This is a genomic window from Streptomyces sp. NPDC019396 (assembly GCF_040632375.1).
GTDB lineage: Bacteria > Actinomycetota > Actinomycetes > Streptomycetales > Streptomycetaceae > Streptomyces.
Window position 1 is genome coordinate 40,790 of sequence record NZ_JBEYBS010000022.1, and the last position, 26,465, is coordinate 67,254.

The 26,465-nt window shown below is 72.2% G+C and carries 20 protein-coding genes and 1 pseudogene; 16 read left to right on the top strand and 5 right to left on the bottom strand.

Annotation, left to right across the window (positions count from 1 at the left end):
- Positions 1 to 79: 79 nt before the first annotated feature.
- Both ABZ532_RS23820 and ABZ532_RS23825 read left to right on the top strand, forming a co-directional pair.
- Entirely contained in the window at positions 80 to 1,180 is a 1,101-nt protein-coding gene (locus ABZ532_RS23820) for an ionic transporter y4hA (protein ID WP_361287195.1), read from the top strand.
- A 70-nt stretch (positions 1,181 to 1,250) separates the two neighbouring features.
- The gene (locus ABZ532_RS23825) at positions 1,251 to 2,750 is read left to right on the top strand and encodes an acyl-CoA synthetase (protein WP_361287423.1); all 1,500 of its coding nucleotides are present in this window, start codon (positions 1,251 to 1,253) and stop codon (positions 2,748 to 2,750) included.
- Between the two features lie 69 nt (positions 2,751 to 2,819).
- On the opposite strand, the gene paaK is transcribed toward ABZ532_RS23825, so the two are convergent.
- On the bottom strand, positions 2,820 to 4,130 hold the full coding sequence (paaK, locus tag ABZ532_RS23830; protein WP_361287198.1) for a phenylacetate--CoA ligase PaaK: 1,311 nt from the start codon (positions 4,128 to 4,130) through the stop codon (positions 2,820 to 2,822).
- A gap of 147 nt (positions 4,131 to 4,277) precedes the next feature.
- Between paaK and ABZ532_RS23835 the strand changes: the two genes are divergently transcribed.
- From ABZ532_RS23835 to ABZ532_RS23850, 4 genes are all read left to right on the top strand, one after another.
- Positions 4,278 to 5,129: an alpha/beta hydrolase gene (locus ABZ532_RS23835; protein WP_361287201.1), complete on the top strand. Its 852-nt coding sequence runs from the start codon at positions 4,278 to 4,280 to the stop codon at positions 5,127 to 5,129.
- 321 nt (positions 5,130 to 5,450) lie between these two features.
- A complete protein-coding gene (tdh, locus tag ABZ532_RS23840; protein ID WP_361287204.1) occupies positions 5,451 to 6,479 on the top strand; it encodes an L-threonine 3-dehydrogenase in 1,029 nt (342 codons plus the stop codon).
- A 209-nt stretch (positions 6,480 to 6,688) separates the two neighbouring features.
- Positions 6,689 to 7,888, top strand: a complete 1,200-nt coding sequence (locus tag ABZ532_RS23845) for a glycine C-acetyltransferase (RefSeq protein WP_361287207.1) — start codon at positions 6,689 to 6,691, stop codon at positions 7,886 to 7,888.
- On the top strand, positions 7,885 to 8,799 hold the full coding sequence (locus ABZ532_RS23850) for a LysR family transcriptional regulator (RefSeq protein WP_361287210.1): 915 nt from the start codon (positions 7,885 to 7,887) through the stop codon (positions 8,797 to 8,799). The genes ABZ532_RS23845 and ABZ532_RS23850 overlap by 4 nt, the downstream gene beginning before the upstream one ends.
- A 53-nt stretch (positions 8,800 to 8,852) precedes the next feature.
- Here the strand turns inward: ABZ532_RS23850 and ABZ532_RS23855 are convergent, their stop codons facing one another.
- The gene (locus tag ABZ532_RS23855; RefSeq protein WP_361287213.1) at positions 8,853 to 9,482 is read right to left on the bottom strand and encodes an XRE family transcriptional regulator; all 630 of its coding nucleotides are present in this window, start codon (positions 9,480 to 9,482) and stop codon (positions 8,853 to 8,855) included.
- 208 nt (positions 9,483 to 9,690) lie between these two features.
- Between ABZ532_RS23855 and ABZ532_RS23860 the strand changes: the two are divergent.
- Positions 9,691 to 10,113, top strand: a pseudogene (locus tag ABZ532_RS23860) (MFS transporter); the annotation flags it as partial.
- Between the two features lie 62 nt (positions 10,114 to 10,175).
- Here ABZ532_RS23860 and ABZ532_RS23865 read toward each other — a convergent pair.
- Positions 10,176 to 10,982 (bottom strand): GNAT family N-acetyltransferase, encoded by an 807-nt coding sequence (locus tag ABZ532_RS23865; RefSeq protein ID WP_361287216.1) that lies wholly within the window; start codon positions 10,980 to 10,982, stop codon positions 10,176 to 10,178.
- 67 nt (positions 10,983 to 11,049) lie between these two features.
- Positions 11,050 to 12,375, bottom strand: a complete 1,326-nt coding sequence (locus ABZ532_RS23870; protein WP_361287219.1) for an aminotransferase class I/II-fold pyridoxal phosphate-dependent enzyme — start codon at positions 12,373 to 12,375, stop codon at positions 11,050 to 11,052.
- Positions 12,376 to 12,634: 259 nt separating this feature from the next.
- Here ABZ532_RS23870 and ABZ532_RS23875 point away from each other — a divergent pair, with 259 nt between their 5' ends.
- The gene (locus ABZ532_RS23875) at positions 12,635 to 14,005 is read left to right on the top strand and encodes a DUF1996 domain-containing protein (RefSeq protein ID WP_361287222.1); all 1,371 of its coding nucleotides are present in this window, start codon (positions 12,635 to 12,637) and stop codon (positions 14,003 to 14,005) included.
- 73 nt (positions 14,006 to 14,078) lie between these two features.
- Here ABZ532_RS23875 and ABZ532_RS23880 read toward each other — a convergent pair whose 3' ends face one another.
- Positions 14,079 to 17,324, bottom strand: a complete 3,246-nt coding sequence (locus ABZ532_RS23880) for an AAA family ATPase (protein ID WP_361287225.1) — start codon at positions 17,322 to 17,324, stop codon at positions 14,079 to 14,081.
- Between the two features lie 203 nt (positions 17,325 to 17,527).
- Between ABZ532_RS23880 and lanL the strand changes: the two genes are divergently transcribed.
- The 8 genes from lanL (at position 17,528) to ABZ532_RS23920 (ending at position 26,446) form a co-directional block, all read left to right on the top strand.
- On the top strand, positions 17,528 to 20,323 hold the full coding sequence (lanL, locus tag ABZ532_RS23885; protein ID WP_361287228.1) for a class IV lanthionine synthetase LanL: 2,796 nt from the start codon (positions 17,528 to 17,530) through the stop codon (positions 20,321 to 20,323).
- A gap of 59 nt (positions 20,324 to 20,382) precedes the next feature.
- Positions 20,383 to 22,164, top strand: coding sequence for an alpha/beta fold hydrolase (locus ABZ532_RS23890; RefSeq protein WP_361287231.1), 1,782 nt, complete (start codon positions 20,383 to 20,385; stop codon positions 22,162 to 22,164).
- Positions 22,165 to 22,170: 6 nt separating this feature from the next.
- Positions 22,171 to 22,269 (top strand): ALQxL family class IV lanthipeptide, encoded by a 99-nt coding sequence (locus ABZ532_RS23895; RefSeq protein ID WP_361287234.1) that lies wholly within the window; start codon positions 22,171 to 22,173, stop codon positions 22,267 to 22,269.
- Between the two features lie 48 nt (positions 22,270 to 22,317).
- Positions 22,318 to 22,449, top strand: coding sequence for an ALQxL family class IV lanthipeptide (locus tag ABZ532_RS23900; protein ID WP_361287237.1), 132 nt, complete (start codon positions 22,318 to 22,320; stop codon positions 22,447 to 22,449).
- Between the two features lie 47 nt (positions 22,450 to 22,496).
- The gene (locus tag ABZ532_RS23905; protein ID WP_361287240.1) at positions 22,497 to 22,619 is read left to right on the top strand and encodes an ALQxL family class IV lanthipeptide; all 123 of its coding nucleotides are present in this window, start codon (positions 22,497 to 22,499) and stop codon (positions 22,617 to 22,619) included.
- Positions 22,620 to 22,665: 46 nt separating this feature from the next.
- Entirely contained in the window at positions 22,666 to 22,788 is a 123-nt protein-coding gene (locus ABZ532_RS23910; protein WP_361287243.1) for an ALQxL family class IV lanthipeptide, read from the top strand.
- Between the two features lie 116 nt (positions 22,789 to 22,904).
- On the top strand, positions 22,905 to 24,683 hold the full coding sequence (locus ABZ532_RS23915; protein ID WP_361287246.1) for an ABC transporter ATP-binding protein: 1,779 nt from the start codon (positions 22,905 to 22,907) through the stop codon (positions 24,681 to 24,683).
- Positions 24,665 to 26,446 carry an ABC transporter ATP-binding protein gene (locus ABZ532_RS23920; protein ID WP_361287249.1) on the top strand — a complete coding sequence of 594 codons (1,782 nt, stop codon included), beginning with the start codon at positions 24,665 to 24,667 and terminating at the stop codon, positions 26,444 to 26,446. Before ABZ532_RS23915 ends, ABZ532_RS23920 begins: the two co-directional genes overlap by 19 nt.
- Positions 26,447 to 26,465: the final 19 nt, after the last annotated feature.

Below are 26,465 nucleotides of genomic sequence, written 5' to 3' on the forward strand. Positions count from 1 at the left end.
CGGCGTTGGTCAAGGGGGAGGAGCCCCCATCGGCTCATCACTCCGAGCGCGCCGGGTGCCCGCCTGACAGCGTGGCCCCATGAAGACCGGCACACCTGTGACGGCGGCGCAGTGGACCACCTGGGTACCCGTCGCCGCCGCGGTCGCCCTCATCCTGGGCTGGGGCCGCGCCCTGCCGGGCTACGCCGTCGCGCTGGTCGCCGTCTGCCTGGTCGGCGCGGTCCTCGCGGCCGTCCACCACGCCGAGCTCATCGCGCTCAGGGTCGGGGAGCCCTTCGGCTCCCTGGTACTCGCCGTGGCCGTCACCGTCATCGAGGTCGGCCTGGTCGTCACCCTGATGGCGGGCGGCGGCGCCAAGGCGTCCACGTACGCCAGGGACACCGTGTTCGCCGCCGTCATGATCACCTGCAACGGCATCGTGGGACTGTGCCTCCTGGTCACCGCCCTGCACAAGCGGGTCGCCGTCTTCCATGCCGAAGGTTCGGGCGGGGCCCTGGCCACGGTCTGCACCCTCGCCACCATGACCATGGTCCTGCCGACCTTCACCACCAGCCACCCCGGCCCGGAGTTCACCGCGGTGCAGCTGGCGTTCGCCGCCATCGCCTCGCTCTGCCTGTACGGGCTCTTCGTCACCGTACAGACCGTCAGACACCGCGACTACTTCCTGCCCATCGCCCGGGACGGGCACGAGAGCGACCCCGACGAACACGCCCCGCCGCCCACGCTCAGGAAGACCTGGTGGAGCCTAGGGCTGCTTTTCGTGGCGCTCGTGGCCGTGGTCGGAGACGCCAAACTCGTGTCACCCGCCATCGAGACGGGCGTCGGTTCCGCGGGACTGCCGAACTCGGTCGTCGGCGTGGTCATCGCCCTGATGGTGCTGATGCCCGAGACCCTGGCCGCCGTGCGCGCCGCCCGCCGCGACCGCATGCAGACCAGCCTCAACCTGGCCTATGGCTCCGCCATCGCCAGCATCGGCCTGACCATCCCGGTGATCGCGCTGGCGACGATCTGGCTGCCCGGACCGCTCATCCTCGGTGAGGACGCCACCCACATGGTGCTGCTGGCGCTCACCGCACTGGTCAGCGCCCTCACGGTGGTGCCAGGGCGGGCCACGCTGCTCCAAGGCGGTGTGCACCTGGTGCTGTTCGCCGCCTTCGTCTTCCTCTCCTTGAGTCCCTGACCACCCCTGACCGTGCTGCGGCATGCTTGACGGTCGCCCCGCAGCCGCCAAGGATCCAGCCATGGCAGCCTTGGAGCGACTCCTCAGCAGCACCGTCGACGGCCTCGTGCACCACAGCGCGCGGCGCGCCCCCGACCGCATCGCCGTACGCTACTCCGACCGTTCCTGGACCTACGAGCAGCTCGACCAGGCCGTCTCCACCGCGGCCGGCGTGCTGGAGGACCACGGCCTCGGCCCGGGGGACCGGGTCGCCACCTACGGACACAACTCCGACGCCTATCTCATCGCCTTCCTGGCCTGCTCGCGTGCCGGGCTGGTCCACGTGCCGGTCAACCACCACCTCACCGGTGGCGATCTCGCCTACCTCCTGGACCAGTCGGGCAGCTCGCTCGTGCTCGCCGATCCCGCACTCACCGGCCATGTCCCCGAGGGCTTCTCCGTGCGGGCCCTGCGTGACACGGACGACTCCCTGCTGAACGCCCTGTCCGAGCCGAGGTACCACGCCGTCGGCAACCGCGCCGACGCCCTCGTCCAGCTGCTCTACACCTCGGGCACCACGGCACTGCCGAAGGGCGCGATGATGACGCACCGCGCGCTGGTGCACGAGTACGCCAGCGCGATCACGGCCCTGGATCTGGACGAGGACGACCGCCCCGTCCACTCGCTGCCGCTCTACCACTCCGCCCAGATGCATGTGTTCCTGCTGCCGTACCTCGCGGTCGGGGCAGCGAACACCATCCTCGACGCACCCGACCCTGCACGGATCTTCGACCTGGTCGAGGCAGGACGCGCGGACAGCCTCTTCGCACCGCCCACGGTCTGGATCGGTGTCAGCGGCCACCCGGACTTCGCCACCCGCGACCTGACCGCCCTGCGCAAGGCCTACTACGGCGCCTCGGTCATGCCGGTACCCGTGCTGGAGCGACTGCGCGAGAAGCTGCCGGGGCTCGGCTTCTACAACTGCTTCGGCCAGAGCGAGATCGGCCCGCTGGCCACGGTGCTCGGCCCCAAGGAACACGACGGCCGGATGGCCTCCTGCGGCCGGCCCGTCCGGTTCGTGGAGGCCAGGGTCGTGGACGAGGACGGCCGGGACGTCCCCGAGGGCACGCCCGGCGAGATCGTCTACCGCTCACCCCAGCTGTGCCAGGGGTACTGGGACAAGCCCGAAGAGACCGCGGATGCCTTCCGGGACGGCTGGTTCCGCTCCGGGGACCTCGCCGTACGCGACGGCGACGGCTACTACACGATCGTCGACCGGGTGAAGGACGTCATCAACTCCGGTGGGGTGCTGGTGGCCTCGCGTGAGGTCGAGGACGCCCTCTACACCCACCCCGCGGTGGCCGAGACCGCGGTCATCGGCCTGCCGCACCCGCGCTGGATCGAGGCCGTAACCGCCGTTGTCGTGCTCCGCGACCCTGCGACGGCGACGGAGGACGAACTCCTCGCCCATGCGCGTGAGCGCCTCGCCGGTTTCAAGGCCCCGAAGCGGATCGTGTTCGTGGACGAACTGCCCCGCAATGCGAGCGGCAAGATCCTGAAGCGGGAACTCCGCGCCCGGCTGTCGGACTGACGGGGCGTCGCGTGGACGCACCGGTACGTTTCGCGACCCCGGCGGCGCCACCGCGCGTGCCTCGCCGCCCTACCGGAGGTCCACGATCCGCTTGATCTTGCCGACCGAGCGCTCCAGGGCCTCGGGATCCACCACCTCCACCGCGACCGAGACACCGATCGTGTCCTTCACGGCCGCCGCGATCAGCCCCGCGGCGGCCGTCCGCTGCCCGGACGACACGTCCCTGCGAGCCTCGGCCCGCACGGTCAGCGTGTCCATCCGGCCCTCCCTCGCCAGCCGCAGCTGGAAGTGCGGGGCGACACCCGGCGTACGCAGCACGATCTCCTCGATCTGGGTCGGGAAGAGGTTCACGCCCCGCAGGATGATCATGTCGTCGCTGCGTCCGGTCACCTTCTCCATGCGCCGGAACACCCGGGACGTCCCCGGCAGCAGCCTGGTCAGATCCCGGGTCCGGTAGCGGATCACCGGCATGGCCTCCTTGGTGAGCGAGGTGAACACCAGCTCGCCCTCCTCGCCGTCCGGCAGCACCTCACCCGTGAAGGGGTCCACGACCTCCGGATAGAAGTGGTCCTCCCAGATGTGCAGCCCGTCCTTGGTCTCCACGCACTCCTGGGCCACACCCGGCCCGATCACCTCGGAAAGCCCGTAGATGTCCACGGCGTCGATGCCGAACCGCTCCTCGATCTCCCGCCGCATCTCCTCGGTCCACGGCTCCGCGCCGAATATCCCCACCTTGAGCGAGGTCGACCGGGGGTCGACGCCCTGCCGTTCGAACTCGTCGAGCAGGGTCAGCATGTACGACGGTGTCACCATGATGATCTCGGGCCGGAAGTCCTGGATCAGCTGGACCTGGCGGGCCGTCATCCCGCCCGACGCCGGGATGACCGTGCAGCCGAGCCGCTCCGCGCCGTAGTGCGCGCCCAGCCCGCCCGTGAACAGCCCGTAGCCGTAGGCGACATGGACCTTGTGCCCGGGACGCCCGCCCGCCGCGCGGATCGAGCGGGCCACCACGTCCGCCCAGGTGTCGAGATCGCGGTCGGTGTAGCCGACCACGGTGGGCCGCCCCGTCGTGCCGCTGGAGGCGTGCACGCGCCGCACCCGCGACTGCTCGACAGCGAACATCCCGAAGGGGTAGTGGTCCCGCAGGTCGGCCTTCGTGGTGAAGGGGAAACGGGCCAGGTCCGCCAGGGAGCGGCAGTCGCCGGGCCCGAGCCCGGCTTTGTCGAACGACTCGCGGTAGAAGCCGACGTTCTCGTACGCGTGGCGCAGGGTCGCCCGCAGCCGCTCAAGCTGGAGCGCCCCCAGTTCCTCGCGGCTCAGCCGCTCCCCGGTGTCCAGCAGGTCCGCGGGCGGTGGCGTCGCGTGCGTCGGATCGGCCATGCGAAGGACTCCCTTGTCCGGCCAGGTCGACGACCGATCATTCGGTCGATCCGTTCGGGATCAGTAATCCAGGCACCCGGCCGCGGGTCAAGACTCCGGGAGCGGGCTGCGCTGGCGTGATCGCTGAGCCACGGCGAGGATCGCGTTATGCCGGTGTTCAGCGCATACGACGGGACCGCGCTCGCCTACCACCTCGAAGGGACGGGCGAGCCGCTGATCTGTCTGCCCGGTGGCCCGATGCGGGCCTCCGCCTACCTCGGCGACCTCGGTGGTCTCGGCGCCCACCGCCGCCTCGTCCGGCTGGACCTGAGGGGCACCGGGGACTCGGCCATGCCGTCCGACCCCGGGACGTACCGCTGCGACCGGCTGGCCGACGACGTGGAGGCGCTGCGCGAGCATCTGCGACTGGACCGCGTCGACATCCTCGGGCACTCGGCGTCCGGCAACCTCGCCGAGCTGTACGCGGCAGCCCACCCGCTGCGGGTACGCACCCTGACCCTCGTCACCCCCGGCACCCGCGCCGTCGGCATCGAGGCCACCGAGCAGGATTGGCGCGATGCCATCGCCCTGCGCGAGGGCGAACCCTGGTACGAGACCGGACGGGCGGCGTGGGAGGCGTTCCTCGGCGGCGGCGCGCTGGACGACCTCTGGTCCGACATCGTGCCCTTCATGTACGGCCGCTGGGACGCCGCCGCCCAGGCGCACGCCGCGGCCGACGCCCACCAGTCGAACCACCAGGCGCGAGGTGTCTACTACGCGGACGGCGCTTTCGACCCGCCCGCCACCGTACGGGCGCTCGAGGCGCTCGACGCACCCGTGCTGGTGCTCGCGGGCCAGTACGACGGCGGCCCCACGCCCGCCCGCGCGGCCGAGCTCGCCGCACTGTTCCCGCACGCCAGGACGGTCGTCCAGGCGGGTGCGGGGCATTACCCCTGGGTGGACGACCCCGAGGCGTTCCGCCGCGCCGTCGCCGCGTTCCTGGACGATCCCGACTCATGACGGACCCGGGGGCCGGGCCATGTGCGCCACCCGCACGGAGTACCGCGCCCGGGCCGTACCACCCGGCTCCTCCAGGCGCCGCGGCCCTGACCAGGACACGGCGCAGGGCCCTTTCCACGCAGGCGAGTTGGACGGGCGTCCGATCGCCCGCGCCTGGCCGGACGGCGAGCGCGTGAAGATCTCCTGTGGGTCCGCTTAAGAAATCCTCGATGGACTGCACGGTCCAAGGTCGGCAGATTGGAGCCCGTTGCCTGACCGGAACGATCTCAGCGTCGTGCCTGGTCGGAACACGTCCCGCCCCGCAATGCCTGGAGCCGCACCATGAAGGCACTCGTCAAGCAGCACGCCGAGCCCGGGCTGTGGCTCATGGACGTACCCGAGCCGGAGTACGGCTCCGGTGATGTGCTGATCAAGGTGCTCCGTACCGGCATCTGCGGCACCGACCTGCATATCCGCTCCTGGGACGGCTGGGCGCAGCAGACGATCACCACCCCGCTCGTCATCGGACACGAGTTCGTCGGTGAGGTCGCGGCGATCGGGTCCGACGTGCAGGACATCGCCGTCGGTGACCTGGTCAGCGGAGAGGGTCACCTCGTCTGCGGCAAGTGCCGCAATTGCCTGGCTGGCCGTCGCCATCTCTGCCGCAGCACGGTCGGGCTCGGCGTCGGACGCGATGGGGCGTTCGCCGAGTACGTGTCGCTGCCCGCGTCCAATGTCTGGGTGCACCGCACCCACGTCGATCTGGACGTCGCCGCGATCTTCGACCCGTTCGGCAACGCCGTGCACACCGCGCTCTCCTTCCCCCTGGTCGGCGAGGACGTCCTGATCACCGGAGCGGGCCCGATCGGTGTCATGGCGGCGGTCGTCGCCCGCCACGCCGGCGCCCGCAGCGTCGTGATCACGGACGTGAGCGAGCCGCGCCTCGAACTGGCCCGCAAGGTGGGCGCCACCCTCGCGGTCAATGTCGCCGAGTCCAGCATCGCCGAGGCGCAGCGCACCCTCGGTCTGAAAGAGGGCTTCGACGTCGGCCTGGAGATGTCGGGCCGCCCCGAGGCGGTCCGCGACATGATCGACAACATGACCCACGGCGGCCGGATCGCGATGCTGGGTCTGCCCGCACAGGAGTTCGCCGTCGACTGGTCCAGGATCGTCACCTCGATGATCACGATCAAGGGCATCTACGGCCGTGAGATGTTCGAGACCTGGTACGCGATGACGGTCCTCCTGGAGGGCGGACTCGATCTCAGCCCCGTGATCACCGGCACCTACGGGTACCAGGACTTCGAAGCGGCCTTCGACGAGGCCGCCACCGCCCGCAGCGGCAAGATCATCCTCGACTGGACGGCATGATTCCTGGGGTCGGTTCTCCTCGGGGCGCTCTGAGCGTGCGCCGACGGCCGAGCGTGCTCGGCCCCCTCGTACTCCGGGGGGGCCGTGGGCGCTCTCCCTTTCGGTACCCGCGCACCCCTTCGGATCACTCGCCGGCCTCACCACCCACCGAAGGCCCGTCCGGCCCCACAGCATCCGCCCGCAGCCCCCGCCATCAGGGAGACCCACACATGTACGCGTCCGTACGCGACGACCTCCGCGCCACTCTCGACGAGATCCGCGCCGCCGGGCTCCACAAGCCCGAGCGCGTCATCGGCACCCCCCAGTCCGCCTCCGTGGCCGTCACCGCGGGCGGTGTGCCCGGCGAGGTGCTGAACTTCTGCGCCAACAACTACCTCGGGCTCGCCGACCACCCCGAGATCATCACCGCGGGCAAGGATGCCCTGGACCGCTGGGGCTACGGCATGGCGTCCGTACGCTTCATCTGCGGCACCCAGGAGGTCCACAAGGAACTGGAGAGCCGGCTCTCCGCCTTCCTCGGGCAGGAGGACACGATCCTCTACTCCTCCTGCTTCGACGCCAACGGCGGAGTCTTCGAGACCCTGCTCGGCGCCGAGGACGCCGTCATCTCCGACGCCCTCAACCACGCCAGCATCATCGACGGCATCCGCCTGTCCAAGGCGGCCCGCTACCGGTACGCCAACCGCGACATGGCCGAGCTCGAGGCCAGGCTGAAGGAGGCCTCCGAGAGCGGTGCGCGGCGCAAGCTGATCGTCACCGACGGGGTGTTCTCCATGGACGGCTATGTCGCCCCGCTGTCCGAGATCTGCGATCTCGCCGACCGCTACGACGCCATGGTCATGGTGGACGACTCGCACGCCGTCGGCTTCGTGGGCCCCGGCGGCCGGGGCACCCCCGAGCTGCACGGCGTCATGGACCGGGTCGACATCATCACCGGCACCCTCGGCAAGGCCCTCGGCGGCGCGTCCGGCGGCTATGTCGCGGCCCGCGCCGAGATCGTGGAGCTGCTGCGTCAGCGCTCCCGCCCGTACCTGTTCTCGAACTCCCTCGCCCCGGTCATCGCCGCCGCCTCGCTCAAGGTGCTCGACCTGCTCGAATCGGCCGGTGACCTGCGCGAGAAGCTCGCCGCGAACACGGCGCTGTTCCGCTCGAAGATGACCGAGGCGGGCTTCGAGGTCCTGCCCGGCGACCACCCGATCGCCCCGGTCATGATCGGTGACGCGGCCGAGGCCAGCCGCATGGCCGAGCTGCTCCTGGAGCGCGGGGTGTACGTGATCGGCTTCTCCTACCCGGTGGTGCCGATGGGCCAGGCGCGGATCCGCGTGCAGCTCTCCGCCGCGCACTCCACCGAGGACGTGGAGCGGGCGATTGCCGCCTTCGTCGACGCCCGGGCGACAATGGCTGGGTGATCGACCCGCGCAGGCTCCGCATTCTGCGTGCCGTGGCGGACCACCGTACGGTGACCGCCGCGGCCGCAGCGCTCTATCTGACCCCATCGGCCGTCTCCCAGCAGCTGACGGCGCTGGAACAGGAGAGCGGCCACACGCTGCTCATCCGCAGCGGACGCGGAGTGCGGCTCACCGCCGCGGGCGAGATCCTGCTCGGCCACGCCCACACCGTGCTCGCACAGCTCGAACGGGCCGAGGCGGAGCTGGCGGCGTACGAGGGCGGCGCGGTCGGCGAGGTCACCGTCGCCTCCTTCGCGACCGGTATCGCCGAGGTGCTGGCCCCCGCGATCGGGCGCCTCGCCGACGAGCACCCCGGCATCCGGGTCAGGGTCAGGGACGCCGAAGGCGACGCGAGCCTGCCCATGGTGCTGGACGGCGAGGCCGATCTCGCACTCGCGGTCGAGTACCGCGGCGCGCCCCGCGAGAGCGACCGCCGTCTCGCCCGCGTCCCGCTCTACGCCGAGCCCTTCGACGCCGTGCTGCACTGCGGCCACCCGCTGGCCGACGCCCCGCGTGTGCGGCTCGCCGACCTGGCCGACAGCGACTGGATCGGCCAGTACCCCGGCAACCCCTGCCATGACGTGATGCTCCGTGCCTGCGAGCTCGCCGGCTTCGAACCCCGGATCACCCACTCGTCCGACGACTTCCGCGCCGTCGTGGCCCTCGCGGGCGCGGGCGCGGGAGTGGCCCTCGTGCCGCGGTCCGCACTGCGCGGAATGGAGCTCAAGGACACGGTGGTCCGTCCCGTGGAGGGCCCCGCCGCCACCCGGCGGGTCTTCGCGGCGGTGCGCCGGGGCGCCGAGACGCATCCGCTGCTCAGCACGGTCCTCCAGGCCCTGGCCCGCGCGGCGGCGGGGCTGTCCACGGGGTGACGGTGCGTCCGGTGCGTACGAGAGGATGCTGCGCCCTCTCCGTACGGAAAGGGTCAGGACGCGACGGGCGGTGAGTACGGTGGGGCGGTCGCCGTCACGGGGTCGCCGGCCGAGGCGTCGGCGCGGACGACGGCCTGGTCGCCCCGTGGTCCGAACAGATGCAGGATCTCCACGGCCGAGTCGGTTGCCGGACCGAACCAGTGTGGTTCCCTCGTGTCGAACTCGGCGGCCTCACCGGGGCGGAGCGTGGACTCGCGGTCCCCGATGATGAGATGCAGCTCGCCGGCGAGGACATAGAGCCATTCGTAACCCTCGTGCGTCACCAGCTTCGGATTCCGCTTGCGGGGAGCCAGCACCTGCTTGAACACCTGTACCCGGCCCGGGTACTGGGTCAGGGGCACGACGACGCTGCCGTCACGTCTGCGCCGCGGCGTCAGATGCACCCGGGGGTCACCGGTGGCCGGTGCGGCCACCAACTGGTCGAGTGCGACACGGTGCGCCCGTGCGAGCGGGATGAGCAGGTCCAGTGTCGGGCGCCGAATGCCCGACTCGAGACGGGACAGTGTGCTCACCGAGATGCCGGTGGTGGCCGCCAGGGCCTCCAGGGTGAGTCCTCGGTCCCGGCGCAGCGTACGCAGCCGTGGGCCGATGCCGTCGATGATCTGCTCCAGCTCCGCGTCCACGGGATCCAGTGTGCACCTCCTTGCGGTTTCCGCAAACGTCCTCGTCGGGGGCCGTCGGCCTGACCGAGCCTTGCCGGGCAGGTACTTCCGTACTCCCGGATGTGTGAGGCAGACCGTGACCGCGACCGTGATGACCGCGACTCCCCCTTCCCCGCCCGTGCTGAGCGCGCGCCGGCGCTGGACGGTGCTGGCCGTCTGCTGCCTGAGCATGTTCCTGGTGGGTCTCGACACCACCATCGTCAACGTGGGCCTTCCGTCCATCGGGCGAGGACTGGGCGTCGGGACGCGCGGTCTCGAGTGGACCGTGGACGCGTACACCATCGCCCTGGCCGGATGCCTGATCTCCTCCGGCGCGCTGGCGGACCGCCTCGGACGCCGGCGGGTGTTCCGGACCGGACTGGTGGTGTTCGGTGCGGCCTCGTTGCTCTGCGCGGTGGCCCCGTCGGTGGGCGCGCTGGTCGCGGCCCGCGGCGTCCAGGGCATCGGCGCCTCGATGCTCAGCCCCGTGGCCCTCGCGATCGTGGTGAACGCGATGCCCGACCCCAGAGAGCGTGCGCAGGCGATCGGCGTCTGGGCCTCGGTCTTCGGACTGAGCATGGCCGTCGGCCCGGTCACCGGCGGGGCCATTGTCGAGGTGCTTCAAGGCAGAAGACCTGCCGGGGCAATGGCCGCGACGCGGGACCCGCACCGGCCTCAGTCGCTGCGGGTCGCCACCGGCCGCGGCAGGTGGACGTACGGCGTCGTCGGGCCCAGTGCGGTGAAGCCCAGGCGCCGAAGTACCGGCCGGCTCGTGGGCAGCGCGTCCACCTGGAGGAGACGGTGGCCACGGGCCGCCGCGATCCGGGCCCGGAAGTGGACCATGGCCCGGTAGATTCCCCGACCCCGCCACTCGGCCAGCGTGCCACCGCCGTACAGTCCGGCGAAGTCCCGTCCCACCGGCAGGTCCACCCGCGAGGACGCCACCGGCTCCTGCCCGGCCATCGCCAGGACCACCGCCATCGTGGGCTGCGGAGCATCGAGCTGGGCCAGCAGACGGCCGCGCAGCCCGGAAGCGTCCGTGCCGAACACCCGCTCGTGGACCCGGGCCACGAGGCCGACACCGGCCGCGTCGGTCACCTCCCGCAGCTCCACCCCCTCCGGCGCACCCGTACCGGCCGTGAGCGCGTGAGTGCCGGCGACCAGCAGGGTCTCCTCCGCATCGGGTACGAACCCGGCCGCGGTCAACCGTTCCGCGAGATCTCCGGGCCGGTCGTGCCCGTACACCTTCCACTCGAACTCCCGCCCGAGCGCGTCGAAGTACCGCAGCTGCTCGGCGATGGCCGCGTCCGCCGTGGACGCGGCCAGGTCCGACCAGACGATCCCGTTCCAGCCGTCGTCGCCGGTGGCGGCGGTGTGCCGCACCACGTCACCCACCCGTTCCACCCGCGCCCCGGGCCCGTCGGCCGGTGCGTGCCGGCGCATCTGGAGGTCGTAGCGCGCCAGTATCCCCTCACGATCCATCCGGCCACCTCAGCAGAGGCCGCAGGTGCCGGGCAACCGGATTCCCCGGACCCCGCGGGCGCAGGAATCAGGCCCCGCTCACCAGCCGGTCGACGGCGGCCGTGCCCGAGCCGTACGCACCGTAGGGCAGCGCCAGCGCGGGCATCGGACCGGGGCCCTGCGACGCGGGTACCGGTACCGGTCCCTGATACGGCACGAGCGCCGGCCCCTGTGCCTGCACCGCGGCCGGCCGCTGCGTCGGGGCCTGCGGCGCTGCGTACATCGTGCGCTCCAGACCTGCCACCAGCCGCTGCACATCGGGCTGGGGCCGCACCACGAGACGCAGATAGCGGCTCGAACTGCCGATCTTGTTGCCGCACTCCCGCACCAGCACGCCGTGCTCCTCAAGCAGCCGGTCACGCAGCGCCGCCCCGTCGACCCCCTCGGGCCGCCGCACGTACACGAAGTTGCCCTGCGAGGGGTAGACCGTGAGCCCTGGCAGCCGGCTGAGCTGCCAGATCATCTCCTGGCGGTCGCGCTGCACCAGACGCAGACTCTGCGTGTACTCCGTCTGGTGCTCCTTCAGCATGAAGACCACTGTCTCAGCGAAGGAGTTGAGGTTCCACTTCGGCAGCGCGGCCCGAATCCGCCCCGCGAGACCCGGGTTGGCGACCAGATAGCCGAAGCGCACACCGTGCAGGCCGAAGTTCTTGCCGAGACTGCGCAGCACGATCGTGTTGGGACGCAGTACCGCGTCGGCGACCACACTGGAGTCCGCCTCCGCGTCCGCGAACTCCAGGAACGACTCGTCCACCACGACGAGATCCAGGTCCTGGAGCTGGTCCAGCAGAGCCAGGACCCCGTGCCGGGGCAGCAGGCCGCCGTCCGGGTTGTTGGGGTTGCAGATCACGGCCGTACGGGAACCGCGGCTGCGCACGAAGTCCACGAACGACGCCGGGTCGAGAGCGAACCCGTTCGTCTCGGGCAGGGGGAACATGTCGACCCGCTTGCCCGTCTCCATCGGCTGGTCCGTCCAACGGCCGAAGGTCGGCACCGGGACCGCGAGCGACTCGCGCACCAGCAGATGGTCGATCCAGGTGATCAGCTCGGTCGAGCCGTTGCCCATGGCGACCGTCTGCGGATTGAGGCCGAGGACCGAGCACAGCTCCGCGGTGATGGTGTCCGCGCTGCTCGGGTAGTACGTGAGGATGTCCCGCAGCCGGTCGCCCAGGTCGTCGAACATCGCGGGCGTCGGGAAGTACGGGTTGCAGGGGATGCAGAAGTCAGTGATCCCCGGTCCGTCCCCCGCTCCGCCGTGCCCGGCCGCCCCCGCCCTGCTGAGGGTGAAGTACGAAGGGCTGTGCGCCGTGGACGCGCGGAAGAGCTCGGTGACATTGCTGCCGGCTTCGGCCATGGGGGGTCCTCCGGAGATGGCTTGCTGCCCGGGAGTACGTACGCGCGGACGACCTTGCTCAACGGGAGCCGGCCTTGCTCGGCGGGAATGCCGCGAGCGGCCGCGGTACCCGGGCGAACACCTTACGAGTCTGTGACGCGCCCGGGGTGTGTGGGGCGGATCCGGAACGCGTGTTGCCAGAGTGAACCGCCAGCGGGGGCCCGTCATCCGGGAACTCCACCCGGGGACGGTCGGGCACGACAGAAAGTGAGCGCACTCCATGAAACAGCGGCACAAGGTGAACCGCGCCCGCCGCAAGGCCTTCATCGCCATGGCGGGACTGGTACTGGGCGGTGGTGGCCTGGTGGCCGTCAACGCCGCGGCCAACGCCGGCAGCGCCGGGATCCAGCGCGCCGGAGTCGTCTGTCCTTCGGTGCGGGACCGGCTGCCGGTCATCCCCGCAGAGGCCCGAGCGGACGTACACCGCGAGCTCGACACGATGCGGCGCGACGTCGCGGCGGCAGATGCGCGCCTCCACTCCGGTGAGGGCGTCGCCCCGCGCAGCGTCCTGGGACCGCTGTGGTCCCAACGCTCCGCCGCCCTCGAGCGGATCGAGATAGCCGTCGAACGTGCCGGAGCCGAGCGGCCACAGAACCTGCAGAGACTGGCGGCCTGTGCGACCGGCGCACCGGGTGCGGACCAGGCGAAGGCCGTGGGCGAGGGCGTGCAGGTGCCACCCGGTCAGGCCGCGCAGCAGCCGCCTTCGGGCCCGTCACCGGACGACTTCGTGGACATCACCAAGGTCGCCCCGAACGTGCGGAAGGCGTGGGGCGGCCAGGGGGCGTCCACGGGCAGCTTCCGGTCGCGGTGCGGGGTGAACGCGCGGGGCCTGTTCAACTCCGACAACGTCATCGTGGCGCCCGGAGTGTCCAACGGCGCCCACCACACCCACGACTACGTGGGCGCGATCGGCGTGGACGGCTTCACCAGCAACACATCCCTGGCCGCCAGCAGGACGACCTGCACCAATGGTGACCAGTCGACCTACTACTGGCCAGTGCTGCGGGACCGGCGCGGCGTCCAGCGGTCCGACGCCGACAAGCCGGGCGGCGGTGCCGAGGGCAACACCGGCAGGATCCTCACCCCCGCGGTGGTCAGCCTCGAGTTCGTCGGCAATCCGCGTTCCAAAGTGGTCGCGATGCCACGCTTCCTGCGCATCATCACCGGAGACGCCAAGGCCAACGCCAACGGCGGAGCCAACGCCAACGCCCGCTTCACCTGCACCGGATTCGAGAAGCGCGTGGAGCTGAAGGACAAGTACCCCGTCTGCCCGCGGGGCAGCAGGCTGGTCCGGGTGGCCAAGTTCCAGAGCTGCTGGGACGGCAGGAACACCGACAGTGCCAACCACCGCTCGCACGTCGCGTTCGCCGACGCGCGGGGCCGGTGTCCCGCCGGGTTCCGGGCGATTCCCCAACTGGTCCAGCGCATCACCTACAACGGACTCGCGGGTTCCAAGAGTTTCGCCATCGACAGCTTCCCCGAATCGCTCCACAAGCCCGTCACCGACCACGGTGACTTCATCAACGCGATGACCGACGCGCTGATGAAGCAGGCCGTGGCCTGCATCAACACGGGTCGTCGTTGCGGTTGACGGCCGTTCGACCGCGGGGCGGTGCGGGGCGGCCGGTCCACGGACCGGTGGCGCCCCGCACCGCCCGGTGGTCTCAGAGGGAGGACAGTTCCGGCAGGTCCGCGAGCACCACCGGCAGCGCCGCACGCGAGGTGATGTGCAGCTTCCGGAAGATCCGGGTGAGGTGGCCCTCGACGGTCTTGGCCGAGATGAAGAGATCGGCCGCGATCCGGGTGTTGGTGAATCCGCGGGCCGCCAGCTCCGAGATACGGCGCTCCTGCTCCGACAGCAGGATGCCGAGGGGGTCCCGGTGGCCGTCGCGGGGCTTTCGGGCGCCGATGCGGCGCTGGGCGTCCACGGCGAGCGCGCCGAGGTGCGGTGCCCCGAGGGCGTCGGCGAGCTGCTTGGCCCGGCCGACGGCGCCGGCGGCCGCCTCCAGGCGGCGGCCGGCGGCGAGGTGGTGCCCGAGAAGCAGGCGGGCACGGCACTCGGCGATGACGAGGCCACCGGCGGCGAAGTGTTCGGCGGCTTCGGCTGACGCCTCGGCGGCGGCGTCGGCGTCGTCGTGGACTGCGGCGGCCCGGGCGAGCGCGCCGTAGCCTCGCCGCCCCGGCAGGTCCGCGGACTCGGCGGCCGCCGCCCGGGCCGCCCGGGCGCGGGCCGCCCGCAGATCGCCCGTGGCCGCCGCGGCCCGGGCGGCCATGGCCCACCACATGGGCCGCAGCGTGTACGTCGCCGGGGGGACGTCCGCCGCCACGAGGGTCCGCAGCAGTTCCAGGCACTCGTCGGGACGGTTCTGGTCGAGCCGGAGCGGCGCGAGTAAAGACACCGACAGCTCCCACATCCGACCGTACCGGCTGACCGCGCCAAGGGCCTGCTCGACCTCGGGAATCGCGGCGGTCGGGCCGCACCGTACCGCCGTCACCGCCGCACGCAGGGCAAGTGCGTGGCCGGTGAACTCCGTCCGTTCGATCATCCGGGCGGTCTCCTCGGCGTCCGACGCCGACGCCAGTGCGCCGTCGAGATCGCCGGTCGCCAGCTGGGCGTGCGCCCGGTGCACCAGCAGGTACGGCAGCACGAACGTCTGCCCGGTCCGCCGTGCGACCCGCACACCACGGCCCAGATGCCGTACGGCATCGTCATGGCGCCCGGCCAGCAGCTCGGCCAGCCCCAACTGGCCGACCTCGTCGAGGAAGGTCTCCAGCTCCATGTCGCCCATGGCGTCGATCGACGTGGCCGCCTCCGTGGCGCAGTGCCGCAGGGCGGCGGTCCCGCCGCGGTGGGCGGCCCCCAGGGCCCGGCAGACGGCGACCGCCGTACGGGTCCTGGGATCGGTCGGGGCGGGGCTGCGGGCGAGGAGCGTTCGGAGCTGGGCGTCGGCCTCGCCGTACCGACCCAGGGCCATGCCCACCGTGGCGAGTTGCAGCCGCAGGGGGTCGGGGCGCGGATCCTCCGCCAGCCAGTGGGCCAGTTCCTCCTCGAGGACGCGCACCGCCGCGCGGGGGCTGCCGAGCACGCGCTCGACGACCCCACGCAGCACCGCGATCGGTATGCGCTGGTCAGGCCGGTCGTCCGGGACGAGTTCCAGGGCCCGGGCAAGAGCGTCGCGGCTGGTTGCGAGGTCACCGGTCATTCCGCTGGCACGGGCCAGTCCGAGCAGCAGACCGAGGCGTTCGAGGGCCGTGTCCCCGTCGCGCCGTGTGGCGCACAGGTCCAGGGCCGTACGCAGCCACTGCCCCGCCATCGACGGTGCCGTGTGGAGCGTCAGCGTCGCCGCTTCGGACAGGATCCGGACCGCTTCACCGTCGCCCACCCGGGCCGAACGCGCGACATACGGCGCGCGCTCCACCGGCCCCGCCCCACTGCGGCGCAACGCGTGATCGGCCCGCCGGTTGGCGGCCAGCCGCCAGCCTGGCGGTGTCTCCCATGACACCACGTCGCGCAGCAGCGGGTGCCTGAACCGGAGCAGCTGGCGGGTGTTCTCCCGCTGCCCTCGCTGCCCGGGTGTGCTCACGCACCTGACGAGGTCCCTGCTGGCGAGGCCGTCCAGTGCCCCCAGTGCGGCAGGGGACGGCAGGGCGGCGACAGGAGCCAGGAGCAGCGGGTCGAAGGGATCGCCGAGCACGGCGGCTGCGCGCAGCACACACAGCTGCTCGTCGGTCAGCAGCGCGCAGTCGCGGGCCAGCGCCGCCCGCAGGGAGACAGGAAGCCCCGGGAAGCCGTCGGGACCGGGGCCTGCGGCGGCCAGCTCGCTCATCACCTCCAGATAGAAGGGATTGCCACCACCGGCCGTGTACAGCCGGTCCCTCTCAGCGGGCAGGAGCCCCGTGCCGAGCAGGGCGTCACAGGACTGCCGCTCCAGCGGGGCGAGCGGGACGCTGACCGTGCGGTACCGCGCGGCAGCCGCACGGAGGGAGGCGATGAGCTTCGGCTGTGCCTGCCGCAGCCGGTAGCCGCACGCCAGGACGAGCGGCGCCGGGGGCGGTTGCCGCAGCACATGGTGCAGCAGTTCGAGTGTGCCGTCGTCGGCCCAGTGCAGATCGTCGAGACAGAGCAGGATCCCGCGACCGCGGTCCGCGGTGGTGAGCGCCCCGGTGACAGCGTGGCGCAGAGGGTCCCGCTCGCCGCCGGAGGGCGGGGCCAGCACCGCGTGTGTACCGTCGCCACGGCCCAGCACCAGTTCGAGGAGCGCTCCGGTCTCGTTGTCCCAGGCTCCCGTGAGCGGCCATTCCGGCGCCGAGCCTGATGAAGTGCCCTGGTCGTCGGGGAGGCCGTCGGCTCGCAGGCCGGCATCGGCGAACGCCCCGGACACGCGCCGGCGCTCGAACTCCGAGGCCCGGCCCGCGAGCGTCACAAGTCCCTCGGCACGGGCCAGCACGCCGAGTTCGGCCAGCATCCGCGTCTTGCCCAGTCCGGGATCCCCCGTGATCTCGACCAACGCCGACGCACCGCCGGCGCACCCGGCGACGGCCGACCTCAGCAGTGCCATCTCGCGCTCACGGCCGACCAGCGGCCGCGATCTCGCGGCGGTTCCCGATCGAGCCGTACGGTCCGCGCGCCCCGGACCGGCTGTCCGGTCCGTTCGGCCGGCGCCACCCGGCCGATCGCCACGACCGGTACCCTCCCGCGGCTCCCGACGTTCCACCCCCTTGCCCGACTGCCCCCACTGCCCCGCTGACCCGGCCGCACGCCGACTCTGCTCCAACGACCCCGCCTCGCCTCCTGCTTCACCCGGACGGCCCCCCGCCGCCACGGGTACGGATCTGACGCCACCGTCTCCGCCTCGTGGGCGGATCGGACGACCGATCCGATCTTCGAGTACGTGGCGGGGTGCGGACATCGTGGCAATCACGCAGATCCCGCGCACGTAGCGGCGGTGATTCCTCCACTTCCTCCGGCGAGGGTGCTCACCGAGGGGCCCCCTTGGTCGCTCCCTCGCCGCATCAGGGGCCACACCCTCATGCTGCGGCCCTGCCGCCGCTGCGAGGTTCGTCGCCGAGGTCGCCGCCGGGCGACGAATCACCGGGAGGAGCGCACGGTCTGATGCAGGAATTTCGCTTGCGGTGGGTCGTGGAAGCGCTGCTGGGGGAGCGTCGGGCGGAGGGCTGGACGCTCACCGAGAACGACGTGTGGTGCCGCGTGGAGCCTGCTGACGGCGGAGCAGTCGAGCGGATCCAGGGCTGGAAGCTGCATGTGTCGGCCACCAGGTTCTCCGCGCCTGAGGTGCTCCACCGGGTGGCGGGTCCGCTGGTCGACCACGGCTGTGCGTTCAAGTTCGCCAACAGCATCGCGGTGGTCGAGGAACTGACGGGGGAGCGCGCCGACCGCGCCCAGTGCGGAAAGGTCATCACGGTCTACCCAGCCGACGATGACCAGCTCCGGACCCTCGCCGCCGCGCTGGACGACGCCACCGCGGGACTGCCCGGACCGGCCATCCTGTCCGACCGGCCGCTGCGGCCCGGGAGCCTGGTGCACTACCGCTACGGCGCGTTCCAGGGCGTGCCGGTGCTGACCGACGACGGGGTCCACCAACTGCGGGTGGCCGCCCCGGACGGCACTCCCGTGGAGGACCTGCGCAAGCCGTGGTTCAGCCCGCCGCCCTGGACCGAACCGCCCTTCCCCGCGCCCTCGGCGAAGGCGCAGGGCCCGGCAGGGACGGCCCCCGCTCGCGGGTCCGGGGCACGGCCGGTGCTGGTCGCGGATCGCTACGAGGTGCGCGAGGCCATCCGCCAGGCGGCACGCGGGGGTGTGTACCGGGCCGTGGACCGCACGGACGGTGCTCCCGTGATCGTCAAACAGGCCCGCGCCCATGTGGGAGTCCGGTGGGACGGCCGGGACGCCCGGGACGGTCTGCGGGCCGAGGCGGCGGCTCTGGCCACGCTGGCGGGAATCGCGGCCGAGCCGATCGAGGTCTTCGACAAGGGCGGGCACACGTTCCTGGTCGAGTCGCTGCTGCCCGGACAGACGCTGGCCGCCTGGGTGACCGAGCGGCTGGACGAGACGGGCCCCCTCACCGGACTGCATCCCCGGGAAGCGCTGCCACTGGCAAGGAAGCTGGCGGATCTGCTGGACCAGGTGCACGAACGCGGCCTGGTGTTCCAGGACTTCACCCCGCCCAACATCATGGTGGCCCCCGACGGCGGACTGAAGCTGGTAGACCCCGAGCTGGCGGCCGTCCCCGGCACCTGGGTGGCACGCGGCCACACCCCAGGTTTCGCCGCACCGGAGACGCTGGTGAATCCCCGACAGGGACCGGTACCGCAGCAGACGGCGGACCTCTTCTCGCTGGGCGCGGTGCTGTTCTACGCCGCGGTCGGGACCGCCCCGCTGTTCGGGGAGGACAAGCCCGAGCCCAGATCGGTGCACGGCCGGCTCAGCGCCCTGCTGACCGCGGTCGGCGAGCACAACCCCGCGGCCAGGCTGCTGGCCCCCGCGATACGCGGGCTGACTGCCGACACCCCCGGGGAACGCTGGTCCATCGAACGCCTGCGGATCTTCCTGACTGAGGCAGCCCGCGCCGATGTCATCCGTGCCGGTCCGTCCGCGACGCCCGTGACGCATCGAGCGAGTGCCCCGGACGCGCCGGACCGGCTGGCCCCGGCCGAACAGGAACGGATGGCCGACGAGGGCCTTGCCCACGTCCTGGCCACCCTTGCCACGTCCGACGCCCACCGGCTCTGGCCGAGCACCGACTTCGGCAACGACACCGACCGCTGCAACGTCCAGCATGGCAGCGCGGGCGTCCTGAGCGTGCTCACGCTCGCCGACCGCCTGCTCGGCCGGGAGGAGCTGCGGTCCGCGGTCGCCCATGCCGCACGCTGGACCGACCGGCGGCGCAACACGGTGCCCCGGCTGCTGCCGGGCCTGTACTTCGGGCGCTCGGGTACGGCCTGGGCGCTGTTCGACGCCGCGCGCCACATCTGCGATCCCGAGCTGGAACAGCACGCCGTCGAACTCGCCCTCGGTATACCCGTGGTGTGGCCCAACCCGGACGTGTGCCACGGAGTCGCGGGAGCCCTGATCGCCCAGCTGCACCTGTGGCGTGGAACCGGTCGCCCCGAGTTCCTCCACCGGGCGCGCACCGCCGCGGACACGCTGCTGGCGGCTGCCGTACGGGAGAGCGGCCAGGTGTACTGGCCCGTTCCGGCCGGCACGGACTCCCAGCTGGCCGGTATCACCCACCTGGGATTCGCCCACGGAGTCGCGGGCGTGGGGTACGCCCTGCTGGCGACCGCGCAGGCCACGGGCGAGGAGAGGTATCTGGAAGCGGCGGTGGCCGCGGGGGCCACGCTCGCCGCCACGGCCGAGCGGGCCTCCTGGGGGGCCAGTTGGCGCACCGACCGCGCCGACGCGCCCGGAGTGGGTCTGCGGTTCCACTGGTGCAGCGGGTCATCCGGAGTGGGTACCTTCCTGCTGAGGCTGTGGCGCGCCACCGGCGACACCGGCTGCCTCACCCTGGCAAAGGAGGCCGCGGCGGCGGTACGGCAGGTCAAGTGGGCCTCCGGCACATCGGCCTGCCACGGTCTCGCCGGAAACGGTGAGTTCCTGCTCGACCTCGCCGACGCGATCGGGGGCCCGTACCACGGCTGGGCCGAGGAACTGGCTGCCGCCATGGTGCTGCGCCACGCGGTCCACGAGGAGCGGCAGCTGGTGCCGGACGAGTCACTGCGTACGGTGGCGGTCGACTACAACGTCGGCCTGAGCGGCGCGGTGGGATTCCTGCTGCGGCTGCGTCACGGCGGTAGCCGGCCCTGGATGGCCGACGGGCTCGCGACGGACGCCTTCTGTGCGACGGGCGCGGCGCCCCGTCCCGCCGGGCAGGCGGTCCCCGGACGATGACCACGCCATCGAGCGCTCCACCTCACGCCTGGCGGCCCCCGTCGACCGACCCGAGCGCGATGATCTCCAGGATCAGCTTCCGGTTCTCCGCCGACGGCAGCCGGGCCGTCTGCCTTGCGGCCGACACAACCGGCCGCTACCACGCCGAGAGCTGGACCCTGCACGGTGACGGACCACGACGCGACTTCGCCGCCAGGCTGAACAGCGGCCCGGCTTACATCATGGCGCTGCCGCTGGACACCGGACGGCTGCTGATCTCCCGGCACGGGGCTGCGGGCATCCAGATCCTCGAATTGCTCCACCGGGACGGGCAACGCACCCCCGTCGGCACCCACTCGGGCCCGCCGCTGCGCCTGCTGCCCGCTCCGGAGACGGCCGGATGCCTGGCGTTCGCCTGGCCGAGCGGTGGGAACACCGGCAACTTCGGGGCCGCCGGGAGGCTCTACGCGGTGGTGGAGGCGGCCACCCCCTGGCTACGAGAAGTGGCCAGGCTGCCGGGACCGGTACTGGACGCGGCCGTCTGCGGCCACCGGCTGCTGCTGACCGTCGGCCAGGGATCCGGCGGGACGCGGGTACTCGTGGATCCGTCCAGCGGCGCACCGGAACCGGCGCCGTTCCTGGACCCGAGGTCGCACGTCCTGGCCACGGCGGGTGAGCGGGTCCTGCTGGCCTCTCGCGGACCGGCAGGCGCCGAACTCGTACTCGCCGATCTCGCCACCGGAACCTGCCGTGCCCTCGATCCGGAGGGCGAACTACCGGGCGTGGCCCATCCGGTGGCCCTCGACCCCACCGGTACGTCCGTGGCCGTCATCGGAACCCTCGGCGCCAGATCGGTGCTCAGCCGCTGGGACACCGTGACGGGAGCCGTCCACCCTGTCCCGCTGCCCGAAGGGGAACTCCTGCCCAGCGCGGCCTGGACGAGCGCGGGTCTGTGGCTTCCCTACGCCGGCCCCGGCCACCCCCGGAGCCTTGCCTGGTCCGGACCCGACGCCGACCGGCTTCACGTGCCGGTCTCCAGGACGGGACCCTGGGTGCCCGCCAGACTCGAGACCTTCCCCGGTGCCGAAGGACCGGTCGAAGCCGTGGTCCACGGCCCCGACTGGCGCACCAGCCCCCGCGTCGTGGTGGCCCTGCACGGAGGCCCGTCGAGCCGTTGGACCCTGGGCTTCGAACCGCTGTTCCAGGCGCTCGCGGCGGCCGGCATCACGGTGGTCGCGCCCAATCAGCGCGGAAGCACCGGGTACGGAGCCGCGCACACCCTCGCCATCGTCGGAGCCTGGGGTGTACCCGACCTCGCCGATGTCGCCGCCGCCGGGGCGCACATCGCGCGGGAGCGGGCACCGGGTCTGGAGCCCCCGGCTGTGTTCGGCATCAGCTACGGCGGCTATCTCGCACTTCTTGCCGCGGCCACCCAGCCTGGTACGTGGTCGGCCTGTGTCGCCGTCGCGCCGTTCCTGTCCGGACCCCGCCTGCACGCCGACGGCTTCACCACGGTACGTGGCATGGTCGAACGCCTCGACGGGCTCACCCCCGCCGACGACGCCATCGGGCCGCGCGACGTAGAGCGGCTGGCTCCCGGCCTGCGGGCCCCGCTGCTGCTCGTCCACGGAGCACGAGACGAGTCCACCCCGGTGTCCCATTCCCGGGCCCTCGCCGAGCGGTTGACCGCGCTGGGACGCCGCGACGGCGCGGACTTCCGCTACCTCGAACTTCCCGACCACGGCCACGCCGCCATCGGCGCGGCCGTCGGGGACCCGGTCACCGCCGTCGTGACCAGGTTTCTCGCCGAAGGGGGCGGGACCACCCGCCCCGGACGCCCACCGTCCGCGGAGAGGAGGTGATGACCCATGGCGTTCGCACTGGACCTGGACGCGCTGCAGGAGCTCCCCGCTGAGGAGGAGCAGGCGGGCTGCTGCAAGCAAACGTGCTGCGTGACCAGTCCGTAGCGGGAGTAGCCCGCCCGTCTCCGACGTGAAGTGAAAGGAGTGAAACCAATGATGGATCTGGCACTGGAACTGGACCTCGATGCCCTCCAGGAGCTTCCCGCCGAGGAGGAGCAAGCCGCCCTCTGCGTCCGCTCGTGCAAGTACAGCTGTCCGGCGACCTGCACGATCACGTCTCCGTGATCCGGGTCGCCGCCGCACCACGCGGAGCCGGGAGGTGGCGCCCGCCCATGGCACTGGAACTGGACCTCGATGCGCTGCAGGAGCTTCCCGCCGAGGAGGAGCAGGCCGGCAAGTGCGGACTCTCGTGCACCGGCACCTGTCAGAGCACCTGTCTCAGCACGGGGACCTGATCCGGCCCCCTGCTGTCACCACGCACGGAGAGAGGAGGTGATCAACATGGCACTGGAACTGGACCTGGACGCGCTGCAGGAGCTTCCCGCCGAGGAGGAGCAGGCCGGCGGCTGCCTCTACACGTGCTCCGGCACCTGCCCGGCGACCTGCCTCATCACGGCCCCCTGATCCGGACTCCTGCCGAGTTTCGGCAGGGCGCCGGGGTCGGGCCGGGGTGCTCACCGCGCCCCGGCCCGACCGGACCGTCACGACCGTCCCGTACGACGACATCCCACGGAGGCACCATGCCCGCCCCAACCGGCGGCCGGCTGCTCGCGGCCACCGCGCGGCGCGTACGCCCACGCCTGGTCCTGCTCACCACCGCGCTCACCGTGAACTCCGGCACCGGGGTAGCGATGCCGGTACTGCTCGCCGCGTGCGGCGACGCGGTGCTCCGCGACGAGGCTCTGCGGGGACCCGTCACCGCGCTGGTGGCCGTCCTGGTGGCGGGAGCCCTCGCGGAAGCCGCCGCCCTGCGTCTGTCGGTGTCCACCGCGGCGGTGGGTACCGCATGGCTGCGGATGTCGAGCGTGCGCCGACTGCTGGCCCTCGGGCCGGGTTCGCCCTACTCCGTGGGGGAGTCGGTGACGCACGTGGTGCAGTCGGCTCCGCAGGCGGCTTCCCTGCCGGGCGAGGCCGCCGAGGCCGCGGTGTCCGCGCTCGGTTCGCTCGCCGCCCTGGTCGCACTGTGGGTGGTCGACTGGCGCGCGGGGCTCGCCTTCACCGTGCTGTCACCGCTGACCGCCGTGGTGGCCCGCAGATTCATCGCCGACGCGGGTGAAGCCGAGGCCCGCTATCTCGACGCCCGGACACGTATGGCGGGCCTGCTGGTGACGGCCCTGTCCGGGGCACGCACCATCAGGGCGGCCGGCACGCTCGTCGTCGAGACGGAACGCGTCGTCACCCCGCTGGGCGAGTTGTCCGCCGCGGGCCACGCGATCTGGCGCACCCAGCGCCAGGTCGTCTGGAAGATCGGGGTGCTGGTGGCCCTGACGCACATCGCCGTGCTCACCACCGCGGGGCTCGACGTGGCCGCGGGACGGATCAGCCCCGGCGAACTGCTGGCCGTGACCGGGTACCTCGCCCTCGCAACGCGTCTGCTCGACCAGATCGACATCGCGCTGAACCTCGCATACTCCCGGGCGGGCGCCTCCCGGCTCTCCGCGATCCTGGACGAGCCTGTGATCGAGGGCGGACCCCGCCGCAGCCCGCCGCTCGACGGCGCCGTGTCCCTGCGCGACGTGACCGTCCACCGCTCGGGAGAACGCGTCCTGGACCGGCTCGACCTGGAGATCCCCCACGGAGTCTCGGTCGCCCTGGTCGGCGCCACCGGATCGGGCAAGAGCCTGCTCGCCGCGCTTCTGGGGCGGCTGGCGGAGCCGGACGAAGGCGTGATACAGGTGGGCGGCGTCCCAGTGGCCGAACTGGAACTCGGCACCCTGCGCCAGACCGTGTCCTACGCCTTCGAGCGCCCCGTGCTGGCGGGACGGACCCTGCGTGAGGCCATCCTGTTCGGTCGACCCGACCTGCCCGGCTCCGCCGCCGAGGACGCTGCACGCGCCGCGCAGGCCGACCCCTTCGTGCGCCGCATGCCCGGTGGTTACGACACACCGGTGCGGCTCGCACCGATGTCGGGAGGCCAGCTCCAGCGCATCGGCATCGCCCGCGCCCTGGCCCGCCCCGCGCTGGTGTACGTACTCGACGACGCGACCTCCGGCGTGGACTCCGTAACCGAGACCCAGATCGGCGACGCCGTGACCGGGCGGCTCGGTGACCGTACCCGCCTGGTCATCACCCACCGCGCGACGACCGCCGCGCGCTGCGACCTGGTGGCCTGGCTCCACGCCGGCCGTATCCGTGCCCTGGCACCTCACTCGGACCTGTGCGACGACCCGGACTACGCAGCCGTCTTCGCCCGCACCGCGGCCGTCGTGGCAGGCCCCGGCACCGGTGCCTCCCCGGCTCCCGCCGACGCCCCGACCGCCCCCAGCGACGAGGAGCAGAGATGTCCAGCCGACTGCTGACCACCCAGCTGCCGGGCCCGGCCGTGCAGAAGCGCCGTCACACCACGGTGCGTCTCGGCCTGAGCCCCGCCGCCTCCGCCCTGCTCGCCGACTCGCTACGGGGGAGCGGACGGCCACTGCTGCGTATCGCCGCCCTGTCGGCCGTCGAGGCGGCTCCCGCCCTCGCCTCCGGCTGGGTGACCGCCATCGCTCTCGACCAGGGCTTCCTGAGGCACCGTCCGGACATCGGGGTGGCCTGGCTGGCCGTGCTCGCCGCGCTGTACCTCGTACGCGCCGTCGCCGAGCGCGGGATGTTCGACCCGATGGCCGCGGTGATCGAGCCGATGCGCGACCGACTCACCCGTCGCGTCGTCCACAACTCCCTGGCCCAGGCCGCGACGTTCGACCAGGCGCCCGACACCGCCGGCGTGTCGCGGTTGACCGGTCAGGTCGACACCGTACGCAATCTGACCGCGACGCTGATGCGGACCGCCCGGCCGCTGACCGTCTCACTGCTCGCGGCGCTCGCCGGACTCGCCGGGCTCGCACCGCTGCTCGCCGTCCTCGTCCTGGTGCCGCTCACGGTGGCGGTCGCGGTGTTCCTGTGGACGATGCGACGGCTGACCGCACTGCGCCGGAGCGCCCTGATCGCCGGGGAGGAGGTCGCCGGCTGCGCCGGGGAGGTCCTCGCCGCCACACGCGACATCGCCTCGCTCGGCGCAGAGGACCAGGCAGCCGCGCTCGTCGAGGCCCGGTCCGACGAGGAGGTCCGAAGCCTGGTCCGGGTAGGCCGCGCGGCGTCGCTGCGGATCACCGTGATCCTCGTCGGCGGCTACGTTCCCCTGGTGGGCCTTCTGCTGATGGGGCCCCGGCTCATCGAGGAACGCGCCATCACCGCGGGCGCCCTGATCGGCGCTGCCACCTACGTCGCGGGTTCCGTCGTCCCCGCGCTGCAACTCATGACCAGTGCCGTCAGCGGCTACTGGAGCCAGCTAGGAGTGCTGCTGCACCGCTTGGCGGAGTCGGCCCCCGAGCTTCCGCCGACCACGCCGCCGGCGGCCCCGGTGCCGCCGGCGCACCCCGGTACCGCCGCACTCGTCGCCGAGCGGATCGCCTTCGCCTATGGACCCGGAGCCGATCCCGTACTGAAGGGCCTCGACCTCCACATCCCCTACGGGGACTACCTTGCGATCACCGGCGCCAGCGGAATCGGGAAGTCCACCCTCGCGATGCTTCTCGCGGGAATCCGGACACCCACATCAGGCGCGGTCCTCGTCGCGGGTGTGCCCGTCACCGGTCTGCCCGAAGAACAACGCCGCGGTCTCATCGCCCTCGTCCCGCAGGAGGCCTACGTCTTCCCGGGCACCGTGCGGGACAATCTCCGCTACCTCGCCCCCGCAGCGGGTGACATCGAGATCGCCCATGCCGCCGCCACGGTCGGCCTCACGCCCCTGCTCACCCGGCTCGGTGGTCTTGACGCCGTACTCGGCGATCCAGCAGGCGGCCTCTCCAGCGGTGAGCGCCAACTCCTCGCGCTCGCACGGACCTATCTCTGCGGCGCCCCGATCGTCATCCTGGACGAAGCCACCTCGCACCTCGACCCGGCCGCCGAGCATGTCGCGGAATCCGCCTTCCGCGCCAAACCTGGCACCCTCATCGTGATCGCCCACCGCTCCAGCTCCGCGGCCCGCGCCGACCGCGTCCTCCACATCGACGCCGACCATGTCAGCCTCACCGCCGTGCCCCCGTCCGCCGCCACTCCGGCCATCGGCACTCCGGCATGACACGTCCGTGCTCGCCGCC

Excerpts from the sequence above, each read along its gene's own strand:
- ABZ532_RS23820 (WP_361287195.1), top strand. The coding sequence starts at position 80 with ATGAAGACCGGCACACCTGTGACGGCGGCGCAGTGGACCACCTGGGTA.
- paaK (WP_361287198.1), bottom strand. The coding sequence starts at position 4,130 with ATGGCCGATCCGACGCACGCGACGCCACCGCCCGCGGACCTGCTGGAC.
- ABZ532_RS23835 (WP_361287201.1), top strand. The coding sequence starts at position 4,278 with ATGCCGGTGTTCAGCGCATACGACGGGACCGCGCTCGCCTACCACCTC.
- tdh (WP_361287204.1), top strand. The coding sequence starts at position 5,451 with ATGAAGGCACTCGTCAAGCAGCACGCCGAGCCCGGGCTGTGGCTCATG.
- ABZ532_RS23845 (WP_361287207.1), top strand. The coding sequence starts at position 6,689 with ATGTACGCGTCCGTACGCGACGACCTCCGCGCCACTCTCGACGAGATC.
- ABZ532_RS23865 (WP_361287216.1), bottom strand. The coding sequence starts at position 10,982 with ATGGATCGTGAGGGGATACTGGCGCGCTACGACCTCCAGATGCGCCGG.
- ABZ532_RS23870 (WP_361287219.1), bottom strand. The coding sequence starts at position 12,375 with ATGGCCGAAGCCGGCAGCAATGTCACCGAGCTCTTCCGCGCGTCCACG.
- ABZ532_RS23875 (WP_361287222.1), top strand. The coding sequence starts at position 12,635 with ATGAAACAGCGGCACAAGGTGAACCGCGCCCGCCGCAAGGCCTTCATC.
- ABZ532_RS23880 (WP_361287225.1), bottom strand. The coding sequence starts at position 17,324 with ATGTCCGCACCCCGCCACGTACTCGAAGATCGGATCGGTCGTCCGATC.
- lanL (WP_361287228.1), top strand. The coding sequence starts at position 17,528 with ATGCAGGAATTTCGCTTGCGGTGGGTCGTGGAAGCGCTGCTGGGGGAG.
- ABZ532_RS23890 (WP_361287231.1), top strand. The coding sequence starts at position 20,383 with ATGATCTCCAGGATCAGCTTCCGGTTCTCCGCCGACGGCAGCCGGGCC.
- ABZ532_RS23895 (WP_361287234.1), top strand. The coding sequence starts at position 22,171 with ATGGCGTTCGCACTGGACCTGGACGCGCTGCAGGAGCTCCCCGCTGAG.
- ABZ532_RS23900 (WP_361287237.1), top strand. The coding sequence starts at position 22,318 with ATGATGGATCTGGCACTGGAACTGGACCTCGATGCCCTCCAGGAGCTT.
- ABZ532_RS23905 (WP_361287240.1), top strand. The coding sequence starts at position 22,497 with ATGGCACTGGAACTGGACCTCGATGCGCTGCAGGAGCTTCCCGCCGAG.
- ABZ532_RS23910 (WP_361287243.1), top strand. The coding sequence starts at position 22,666 with ATGGCACTGGAACTGGACCTGGACGCGCTGCAGGAGCTTCCCGCCGAG.
- ABZ532_RS23915 (WP_361287246.1), top strand. The coding sequence starts at position 22,905 with ATGCCCGCCCCAACCGGCGGCCGGCTGCTCGCGGCCACCGCGCGGCGC.
- ABZ532_RS23920 (WP_361287249.1), top strand. The coding sequence starts at position 24,665 with ATGTCCAGCCGACTGCTGACCACCCAGCTGCCGGGCCCGGCCGTGCAG.